The organism is Candidatus Desulfofervidus auxilii, assembly GCA_030262725.1.
In the GTDB taxonomy this organism is placed as follows: domain Bacteria; phylum Desulfobacterota; class Desulfofervidia; order Desulfofervidales; family Desulfofervidaceae; genus JAJSZS01.
In genome coordinates, this window is sequence record JAJSZS010000035.1 from 1 (window position 1) to 9,366 (window position 9,366).

A 9,366-nucleotide genomic window follows, 5' to 3' on the forward strand; every position below is an offset into this window, starting at 1 on the left:
CTTCAAACCCTCTCCATTTAAAACTTACCACGTAACGCCTCCTCACAAAGACATGAACCGCACCAGCCCCTTCTCCACCTTCACACAATCTTCCCCGCACCTAAGCGATGCAGACTTTATACAATGTTAGGTCTTGCACATCTTTAAGGAACAAGCCAGCTCAGGATCCTGTCTCTCTGAAGCTGCAAATAGGTGACATTTTCCGCCATTGCACAATGGCAACAGCAATTCGAGCTATCACAGGCTTTTTTACTTTCAAACTTAAGATTGTGAATTGATCCATGTTTGCTATCCCCGCCATGTGAACTCTGCCTCCTTCACCTCTGAGTTGAAGAGCTTTCTGAAAGGGCGACATCGCCGAGAGATTCCGCATACGGGGCATACGGAGCAGGGTGGAGCGAACTGCGTGAAGAGGTGAAAGCAAGCTTCCTCTTTCGTTTCAGAGTCAAGACTTGTCTTTCAGTAATGAACAGCTGATTTGCCAACTTTTAATAGTAAAGCGATTCCGAGATGAGAGGAGATACATTGCCGCAACTTATGGACACTTTTTTCCTCTCAATGCATTCAGTAACTCAAGCAATCCATTTCGCCATAGATAGTTGTTCAATTATTTATGTTGCTTGATGCTCGGACACATCGGATATGCCAGAGTATATTTATATGAGAAGGAAAATTAAAGAGATTGGAGGGTCAGCGGGCAATGTATGCGTTGACGGGAGATGTGCTTTTTGCGTCATTCCGTAGAGGTCTCAGGAACGGAAATTGGAAGAAGCTGAAAGCGAGTGAGAGGGCTTTTTTCAAGGCAGCGCTTTTCTATCTGAGGCGAGGCGGAAGGATTGTGAGCGTGTCTGTTTTGGAGAAGCTCCGCTTGCTCATAGCGAAATTGAATGAGACGATAAGGATGAGAATATTTAGAAAGGGATTCGAGAAAGCGATTGAAATTTTGAACGCATACGAAAATTCTGCATGGTATCCTTATTTAAAGAAATGGCTAAAAGAACCCGATTATATATTCTGGCTCGGAACAATATGAGAAGAAAATTATACTCACGTGCCAAAAATCTGAGTAAGATTAAGCGTCCGCTGGATTTAATGGGAGGTGAGAAGCATACAGAATGAGTAGCAATGCAGATATAATTCCAAATTGGCATGATATACGCAATACATATATGAACGGGTTATATGACATTCCGCCCCGAAGCCTGAAGATGATGCAAGCAACTAGAGAATCTATTAAGGTGAGAAGATGATCACAAATAGTTTTATATTCATTCCAGGAATCGGATACAAAACAGAGGAATATTTGTGGAAAAGGGGTATTCTAACGTGGGATGATCTAGAAAAAGCTTGCATTTACTCTATAAACCATCTCTCGAAAAGAAAAATTATAAAACATTACTTAGAAATAGCAAAAACCTCTTTAAGTAGAAAGGATGCATCCTTTTTTGCTAAGCATTTGCCTCAAACAGAATATTGGAGACTATATAGGGAGTTTCGTACAAAAACCATTTTTTTTGACATCGAAACCACAGGTTTATCGTTATATTATGACGTTATAACCCTCATAGGCACTTTTGATGGTCATAAAGTTAAAATTTTTTTAAGAGATAATAATCTGGAGAATATAATTGATTACTTGCAGAACTATGAAATTATTGTTACTTTTAATGGAAAATTATTTGATATACCTTTTATTAAAAAAGAATTCCCTGAAATTAAGCTTCCTCCTATTCATATTGATTTGAAGTTTTTAATTAGGTCTTTAGGTATGAATGGTTCTCTTAGAGAGGTAGAAAAGAAGATAGGTATAGAAAGAGAAAAGGACGTAGAAAATATCTGTGGAAGGGAAGCTGTAGTATTATGGAATAAATTTATGAGAGGAGATGATGAAGCGCTTAGGAAGCTAATTTTGTATAACGTTTACGATGTAATAAATTTAAAAAAGCTTATGGAGTTCTGCTACTTAAAGAAAATTGAAAATGATATTCTGCCTAGGATGAAGAATAAATACATCCAACAAAAATTATTTGACAATCATAATACGAAAGAATTTGAGTACAGTCCTACTTCATCCAATATTGTTGTTCCTCGAATTAGTATAAAGCGGTGCAATTCTAAATTAGAAATTCAAGCAAACAATAAAATTTTGCTTAAGGTTGATAGAAGTAAAATAAGAAAAGTAGAAATTAAGATAGATAATTTGATACAAAAAATAAAAAATAATAAATATAAACCTCTTTCAGTTGGGATAGATTTATCAGGCTCCGAAAATAGATTTTCCGGAATTTGTATTCTTGAAGAGAGAAAAGCGTATTTAAGCAGGGTAAAAACTGACGAAGAAATTGTCTCTACTACGGTTGATGTTAAACCTGCTATAATATCAATAGATTCTCCCCTCAGTTTGCCTAGGGGAAGATGCTGTACCAGTGATTCATGTGAATGTAGAAAATACGGAATCATGAGAGAATGCGAGAGGGTCTTAAGAAAAAGAGGCGTAAATGTCTATCCTTGCTTGATTAAAAGTATGCAAAAACTAACCACAAGAGGCATTAAGTTAGCTAGAATTTTTGAAGAGAAAGGTTTTCAAGTAATAGAAAGCTATCCTGGTGCAACTCAAGATATCTTGAGATTTCCGCGAAAACGTATTAGTTTGGAAGAGCTAAAAATAGATTTAATAAACATGGGAATAGAGCCATTCTCTGATGAGGAAACAATAACCCACGATGAAATTGATGCACTTACCTCTGCATTGGTTGGTTATTTTTACCTTGCAGGAATGTACGAAGCTATAGGCAATATTGAAGAAGGATATTTAATTATACCAGATTTAAAAGAGGGAGGTGAATAACATGAATGTAGTTGTAATAGTAGGGGGACAATTCGGGGGGGAAGGAAAAGGAAAAATAACTGCCCACTTATGTCGCACATATAACTTTGATGTTGCCGTTAGATGTGGTGGTCCAAATTCTGGCCACACTATTACTTTCAATGGCAAACAGATAATATTAAGACAAATTCCTGCAGGCGTTGTGAATCCAAACACTAAATTATTTTTACCGGCAGGATGTCTTATAGATATAGATATTTTATTTGAGGAGATAGAATTATTCAATCTAACTCCTGAAAGATTTAAAATCGATAGAAATGCTGTGATTATCTCTAGGGAGGATATTGAGAAAGAAAGGCAATCAAAGCTTAATGAAAGAATTGGCTCGACTTGTACAGGGGTTGGTTTTGCTGTTGCTAAAAGGGTTCTTAGAGAGAAAGATATAAAATTAGCAAGAGATATTCCTGAGTTGAAACATTATCTTACAAATGTTTCTGAGGAATTGACACAGCATAAGAGGCAAAATAGAAAAATCATTATTGAAGGCACCCAAGGATTTGGTTTATCTGTCTACCATAGTCCCTATTATCCTTATGCGACAAGTAGAGATACCACGGCATCTGGTTTCCTAAGTGAAGTTGGTATTAGTCCCTTAGATGTTTCCGATATTATTATGGTAATACGCACATTTCCTATTAGAGTTGGAGGAAATTCTGGTCCTTTACCTAATGAGATTGACTGGAAAACGATTCAATTAGAAAGTGGTTATCCCTATGAAATTAAAGAATTTACTTCTGTAACAAAACGATTGCGGAGAGTGGGAAGATTTGATATGGAGCTTGTTAAAAGGGCGGTTGAGGTTAATAGCCCCACTCATATAGCGTTAATGGGGGTGGACTACCTTGATTATAGAAATAAAGGTGTTACAGATTACGATAAATTAACAGATAAAACGAAGAGTTTTATTTCTTTTTTAGAAAAAGAATTAGGAACCAAAATAAGCTTCATTGGAACAGGGCCTGCTGATTATGAAATTATTGATTTGTTAAGTAGGAGGGGAAAAGAATGGATGAAAGTGAAGGTTTTATAGAAGGCTCTGTGCTTTTGTCTGATAGAATTAAAGACCTGTGTAAGAAAAGTCCACCTTTAATCAACCCCTTTGATGAAAAATATCTCAAGCCAGCCTCTTATCATTTACGTCTGGGCAGTGAATGTAGGGTAAATGGTAAGGACATAACTTTGAGTGATAAACAACCAACCCTTGAAATACCACCACATGGAATGGCTGTAGTTTCTACCTATGAAAAAATTAATCTACCACACTTTTTGATTGCACGCTGGAATCTTAAAGTTAAATTGGTATATAAAGGCTTATTGTGGGTTGGCGGAGCACAAATAGATCCAGGATATCAGGGATATTTGTCTGCTCCCTTATATAATTTATCAATTAAACCGGTTGTTCTAAAATATAAGGAACCGATTTTTACTATTGATTTTGTAAAAACAACAAATTTTGATGAATCAAAATGTAAAATATGGGAATCAGATAGGCCTACTAATCGCCCCGATGTGTTTAAATATTTAGATTCGCCTCCTATGAAAAGTGGTGTAGCTGATGATATAGACTATATGAAAAGACAGCTTAAAAAAATAGACGATTTTCAAACGAGAATTGATACTTTTCAGACAATTACTTTCACGATTCTTGGAATTATTATAGCTACTCTCTCTTTTTTAGGGATGTCAAAATTTGGTGGTTTAAATTCACCACAACCAACTTGGTGGCAAATAGTCACATGGATAATTGTTCTTGTTGCGATACTAATCCTAACGTGTTGTTTAGCTTATGTTGTAATACAAGTCTATAAGAGGGATAAAGAAAAAAGAAAATAGTAACAAAAAATGGAGGCGACGCTATGGTAAAAATAATAAGTTTCGAAGGATGTGTAGGTGCAGGTAAGACTAGTTTAACTAATTATTTCTCATATGAATTAAAGTGTGAAAAAGTACTAGAAGCATATGAGAAGAATCCTTTCTTGGAAGATTTTTATGCAAAGTCGGATGTTGCACTCGAAACTGAGATAACTTTTTTACTAATCCATTTTTCACAATTAAAGAAAGCACTTAGCGAGTGTAAGGGCAATTTTATATTAAGTGATTTTTCGATAGAAAAAGATTTAGTATATGCAAAATTAAATTTAAACGAAAAAGAATTAAAAGTCTTTGAACAAATTTATAATTACGTTATTAGTAAAGTAGGTGTTCCTTATGCTGTCATTTACTTGGATTTATCTTTAAATATTTTAAGAAGAAGAATTTTTCAAAGAGGAAGGCCTTACGAGATTAATGCAGACCCTACTTATTTCAAAAAATATAATGATAAAGTTAAAGAATATTTCAAAAAATATACACATAGTAAAGTTTTCTTTTTCAATGTTGATGACTTAGATTTAGAGCCAGAGAACAAAAAGTTAACTCAAATAAGAAACAAAATCATGGAGTTGATAAAAAATGATTTGTAATCCTGTATATAGCTTCGGGCGGAACGCTTTGTCGCTTCGCTCCTCGCCTCGCTTATGCTCGGTCATATAACAGCGGATAAACGGTTCGCCTTCGGCTCACCCAAACTTCCTAACGGAAGCTTCGTTTATCCGTAATATGTTAGGCGAAATGCCTTGATGGGGAGAATCTAATGAAATCATTCGTAGTTGAGCTGTGGTTGGGGATATTCAGCATACTGAGATGGATATCGCCTTTTCAGGTAATCCGTACTTTGATTCCAGCCATCAGAGGAAGTCATGGCTTTGTTGATGGATGGGTTTTAGGAAATTTACTACTTTCAATTATACTATTATTAATGTGTTCAGCTCCGAGTCTACATTGGTGGGAGATTATCGCTATTTGTTATGGGATAATTCGAGTTTTCGAAATCTTTATCTACCAAATTAACGTGCTGTTATTTGATGAGTATAGGGCAAGAAAAGCAGGAAAAACTTATGCTCTACGAGGCTTTCGCCGCCTTGTGATCCTTCTGCTACATAATTATGCCGAAATTATTTTTTGGTTTGCTCTTTTTTATCGTAACTTAGACTGGGCGTTTGAGACAGGCAAAATCAATCTCAATTCATTTTCTGTATCTTTAAACTTTAGTTTTGTTACAATGACTACTTTTGGCTATTCTACTATCCTTCCCAAGGAAACTTTGGGGCACGTTCTCACTCTTACTCAGTCAATAATTGGTTTGTTCATGGCGTTATTGATTCTCGCAAGATTCATATCTTTAATCCCTGCCCCTCAAACCATGGATGAATTTGAAAGGTGATTATTATGGCACTTCGTCTAACAGAGCGTATCTGGCTTCGGTGCTTCGCACCTCCGCCTAAATTCCTCGCTCCGCTCGGAACTTCGGATATGCCCAAAACGTTAAGTGAAATTCGGCTCATGCGTTGAGAGAATTAGAAATATTACATTAATGGTTAAATAGGTGATATAGTATGCTCGTAAAATTTGAGATATATAATGATGGTGAATACTGGTGTGCAAGAGGTATAGGGGTGGATATATTCACGCAAGGGAAAACACTTGATGAGTTGATGGAGAATATAAAAGAGGCTGTTGAAGCACATTATGGAGAATTATTGGAAAAAGGTGAAGATATAAAGATATTATCAATATCAGAAATAGAGGTGCATTCAACTGCCAAGGTTACCAGTCGTTAGTGGTGATGAACTAATCAAACTATTGACCAGATTGGGATACGAGATAGTAAGACAGAAAGGAAGCCATGTGCGTTTAAGAAAGAAAACAGAAATAGGTGAGTATAAAGTAAAATACAGTAATACTAACTGGAGCCAAGCAATAGCAGATAACAGAACGTATCTGGCTTCGTGCCTTCGGCACTTCGCCCAAATCCCGCCTCATAGGGTTTCAGCATACGCTCGGAGCGTTAAGTGAAATACCTGCCGTCGCTTTGATGGAGGATGATAAAGATGTTGAATTCGGATGAAATATTAAAGAAAATTGAAGAAAGCAAAGACAAAATTAAGAAATTTGGAGTCAGGAGGATAGGCATATTTGGTTCCTATGTTAGAAGTGAGCAGAAAAAAGGGAGCGATATAGACATAATAGTAGAATTTGAAAAAGGAAAGAAAACTTTTGACAACTATATGGAACTAAAATTCTTTCTGGAAGACTTATTCAACTGTAAAGTTGACCTTGTGATTCTGGAATCTATAAAGCCAGATTTGAAACCTCATATATTAAGGAGTGTGAAATATGCCACGGGAGTATAAAGTGTATTTGAGGGATATACTTGAAGCGATAGGTAAAATTGAGAGATATACAGAGAATATGAATTTTGAGGATTTTTCAAACAATGAATTAATTCAAGATGGTGTGATAAGAAATCTTGAAATAATAGGAGAGGCTGTAAAAAATCTACCTGATGATATTAAGAAAGATTATCCAGAAGTAGAATGGAGAAAAATAGCTGGTCTGAGAGATATTCTTATTCATGCATATTTTGGTGTGGACTTAGAGGTTATATGGGACATAGTGAAAAATAAAGTTCCAGAACTAAAGGAAATGGTGAAAAAGATTCTTTTAAACCTTTGATTTGGCGAACAAGAATGAGGTGGTGCTATATAAGCACAGCAGACACTCTGCGTTGCTTCGCACCTTGCCCTTCGGGTCACTTAACAGGAGGTGGCTCGCTAACGCTCGCCCAAATTTCGCATGGCGAAACTTCACATATCCCCAAAGTTAGGCGACATCGTGAATAGTGATGGGGATCAGTAGTTATGTTAAATGGATTAGTTGGTTTTGCAATCGGTTTTGTTGCATGGTGGGTAACAGGCATTGATGACTTTCTTATAGTCCTTGCCTTCATGATGAAAGGGCACACCCGATCTCATACATTAGCCGTTTCTATGGGTACTCTCCTGAGCGTGATATTGATGCTTGGAATTTCTTTTGGTGTGGGTTATGGGGCATCTATATCTCTTCGTGATTATGCACACTTTTTTGGAGTAATTCCTGTATGCTTTGGTCTGTGGGGAATATTTAGGTGGTGGAAGCATAAGAATAGTCCCGAAGAAGTTAAAAACGATTTGAAACATACTGCAGTCCTAGCGCATGGTATAGCACCCTTTGGAACATATCTAGCCAATTCCAGTGACGACATAATTCTAAATTCTTCTTTATTACAATGGTCAGCGTTAAATATATGGGGATTTGTATGTGGAATTCTTTGTGGAACAATATCCACAATTATCTTAGCTCTTATATCGGTTAAAGCGGAGAAGGATGTTAGGATTAAGTTTCAGCAAAATAAAACCCTAAAGATTATATTTTCTCATAAAGGACTTCTTGTTGACGGTGTGCTTATTGGGATTGGCATTTTAATACTTCTTAGTGTATTCAGTAGGGGATAGGACTAAGATAGGAGGGATTTCCATGACAGAAAACAATGGGAACGAAAAAAAAGATCAATTCATTATAGTATTAGCACGGATTTCGAGCGTAATGACTGGATTATGTCTCGCAATATTAGTGTTTTCTATGACCAATACTACTTATAATTCTAACTATTGGAGTGTTATTAGGCTTTTTATATGGTTGGCAGTGATTCTATTTGCAATAACCACATTTAGATGTGTTGATAAGTATCTGGACAAAATTTATGAGAAAGAGGTTGAGGTAGGTAACGTATTGTATCCGAAAAAAGAGCGTGTGGAAGTGTTGAAGGAGGAGATGGAAAAAGTTGGGAAGAAATGGTATGAAAAGAAGGGACTAACGATTATTGACAACAGGCTTAAGGAATATAGGGGATTACCATTCTTCTTTATTGGGTGGTGCTTCTTTATCATAACCTTGTTGTTTATCGGTCTCCAAATTTCTTCGGGTTTTCCACAGTGGTGGGATGTGGTGGCGGTAGCAGTTGTGGTGGTTAGCGTATTAATTGCATTTAGTTATGCCGTTTTATTTCTTACTTATCAATTTCGGGGAATACAGTAATTCATATCAAAAGAGTCTACGACGTCGCTTAACATATCTGGTTCGGGCTTTGCTCTCACCCAAATTCCTCACTTCGCTCGGAACTTCAGATATACTCAAAACGTTGCGCGACATTGCTATAAACATAGGCGAGACAGATGAAAGAAATTGTTCGCAGTAAGGTTATCGCCAGGATTAAACATAAACAAATTACGAATTTAAAAGGACATATACTTTTATTTATCCCTTTAAATTTAACTGTAGAAATATCTGTTTATCCGAATACAATATCTAAAGGAGAAAAGGATGTTATGAAATGCAGTATGGCTTAATAAATTCTTGAATAGTGTTGCATGCATGAAGTGTTGCAAGATTATGCATGCCAGTTATTCGGACATGTTGCATTTTAGGAAAGAAGCGAAAGTTTTATCCCTTCAAAACCTCTTCATATTTCTTCTTCCAAGCCTCCACTTCCTCTTTCGTCACGACATCAATGGAACTTCCCTGAAATTCGCCCTCAATAACGCCCATTTTCTCCTCCATCC

12 protein-coding genes and 1 pseudogene are annotated in these 9,366 nt (G+C 36.3%); all 13 read left to right on the forward strand.

The features are described from left to right. Nucleotides 1-700 precede the first annotated feature (700 nt). Complete coding sequence (locus LWW95_10825) at nt 701-1,033, forward strand: hypothetical protein (protein MDL1957516.1); 333 nt, start codon at nt 701-703, stop codon at nt 1,031-1,033. Nucleotides 1,034-1,246: 213 nt separating this feature from the next. Continuing rightward, on the forward strand, nt 1,247-2,848 hold the full coding sequence (locus LWW95_10830; GenBank protein ID MDL1957517.1) for a DUF429 domain-containing protein: 1,602 nt from the start codon (nt 1,247-1,249) through the stop codon (nt 2,846-2,848). Nucleotide 2,849: 1 nt separating this feature from the next. Further along, the gene (locus LWW95_10835; protein ID MDL1957518.1) at nt 2,850-3,917 is read left to right on the forward strand and encodes an adenylosuccinate synthetase; all 1,068 of its coding nucleotides are present in this window, start codon (nt 2,850-2,852) and stop codon (nt 3,915-3,917) included. Continuing rightward, nucleotides 3,893-4,720 (forward strand): hypothetical protein, encoded by an 828-nt coding sequence (locus tag LWW95_10840; GenBank protein ID MDL1957519.1) that lies wholly within the window; start codon nt 3,893-3,895, stop codon nt 4,718-4,720. Before LWW95_10835 ends, LWW95_10840 begins: the two co-directional genes overlap by 25 nt. A gap of 23 nt (nt 4,721-4,743) precedes the next feature. Continuing rightward, nucleotides 4,744-5,349 carry a deoxynucleoside kinase gene (locus tag LWW95_10845; protein MDL1957520.1) on the forward strand — a complete coding sequence of 202 codons (606 nt, stop codon included), beginning with the start codon at nt 4,744-4,746 and terminating at the stop codon, nt 5,347-5,349. A 170-nt stretch (nt 5,350-5,519) separates the two neighbouring features. Then, nucleotides 5,520-6,149 (forward strand): ion channel, encoded by a 630-nt coding sequence (locus LWW95_10850; GenBank protein ID MDL1957521.1) that lies wholly within the window; start codon nt 5,520-5,522, stop codon nt 6,147-6,149. A gap of 172 nt (nt 6,150-6,321) precedes the next feature. Then, nucleotides 6,322-6,546, forward strand: coding sequence for a type II toxin-antitoxin system HicB family antitoxin (locus LWW95_10855; protein ID MDL1957522.1), 225 nt, complete (start codon nt 6,322-6,324; stop codon nt 6,544-6,546). After that, nucleotides 6,524-6,631 (forward strand): annotated as a pseudogene (locus LWW95_10860) (type II toxin-antitoxin system HicA family toxin). Before LWW95_10855 ends, LWW95_10860 begins: the two are co-directional and overlap by 23 nt. A gap of 185 nt (nt 6,632-6,816) precedes the next feature. Further along, a complete protein-coding gene (locus LWW95_10865) occupies nt 6,817-7,119 on the forward strand; it encodes a nucleotidyltransferase family protein (GenBank protein MDL1957523.1) in 303 nt (100 codons plus the stop codon). After that, entirely contained in the window at nt 7,103-7,441 is a 339-nt protein-coding gene (locus tag LWW95_10870; protein ID MDL1957524.1) for a DUF86 domain-containing protein, read from the forward strand. The genes LWW95_10865 and LWW95_10870 overlap by 17 nt, the downstream gene beginning before the upstream one ends. 185 nt (nt 7,442-7,626) lie before the next feature. After that, nucleotides 7,627-8,259 (forward strand): hypothetical protein, encoded by a 633-nt coding sequence (locus LWW95_10875; protein MDL1957525.1) that lies wholly within the window; start codon nt 7,627-7,629, stop codon nt 8,257-8,259. Nucleotides 8,260-8,281: 22 nt separating this feature from the next. Continuing rightward, nucleotides 8,282-8,842 carry a hypothetical protein gene (locus tag LWW95_10880; protein MDL1957526.1) on the forward strand — a complete coding sequence of 187 codons (561 nt, stop codon included), beginning with the start codon at nt 8,282-8,284 and terminating at the stop codon, nt 8,840-8,842. A gap of 137 nt (nt 8,843-8,979) precedes the next feature. Beyond that, on the forward strand, nt 8,980-9,153 hold the full coding sequence (locus tag LWW95_10885; GenBank protein MDL1957527.1) for a hypothetical protein: 174 nt from the start codon (nt 8,980-8,982) through the stop codon (nt 9,151-9,153). The last annotated feature ends 213 nt before the right edge of the window (nt 9,154-9,366 follow it).

Bases quoted from the DNA above. Each gene is read 5' to 3' on its own strand.
- LWW95_10875 (MDL1957525.1), top strand. From the start codon at position 7,627: ATGTTAAATGGATTAGTTGGTTTTGCAATCGGTTTTGTTGCATGGTGG.
- LWW95_10825 (MDL1957516.1), top strand. From the start codon at position 701: ATGTATGCGTTGACGGGAGATGTGCTTTTTGCGTCATTCCGTAGAGGT.
- LWW95_10870 (MDL1957524.1), top strand. From the start codon at position 7,103: ATGCCACGGGAGTATAAAGTGTATTTGAGGGATATACTTGAAGCGATA.
- LWW95_10855 (MDL1957522.1), top strand. From the start codon at position 6,322: ATGCTCGTAAAATTTGAGATATATAATGATGGTGAATACTGGTGTGCA.
- LWW95_10885 (MDL1957527.1), top strand. From the start codon at position 8,980: ATGAAAGAAATTGTTCGCAGTAAGGTTATCGCCAGGATTAAACATAAA.
- LWW95_10850 (MDL1957521.1), top strand. From the start codon at position 5,520: ATGAAATCATTCGTAGTTGAGCTGTGGTTGGGGATATTCAGCATACTG.
- LWW95_10835 (MDL1957518.1), top strand. From the start codon at position 2,850: ATGAATGTAGTTGTAATAGTAGGGGGACAATTCGGGGGGGAAGGAAAA.
- LWW95_10840 (MDL1957519.1), top strand. From the start codon at position 3,893: ATGGATGAAAGTGAAGGTTTTATAGAAGGCTCTGTGCTTTTGTCTGAT.
- LWW95_10880 (MDL1957526.1), top strand. From the start codon at position 8,282: ATGACAGAAAACAATGGGAACGAAAAAAAAGATCAATTCATTATAGTA.
- LWW95_10830 (MDL1957517.1), top strand. From the start codon at position 1,247: ATGATCACAAATAGTTTTATATTCATTCCAGGAATCGGATACAAAACA.
- LWW95_10865 (MDL1957523.1), top strand. From the start codon at position 6,817: ATGTTGAATTCGGATGAAATATTAAAGAAAATTGAAGAAAGCAAAGAC.
- LWW95_10845 (MDL1957520.1), top strand. From the start codon at position 4,744: ATGGTAAAAATAATAAGTTTCGAAGGATGTGTAGGTGCAGGTAAGACT.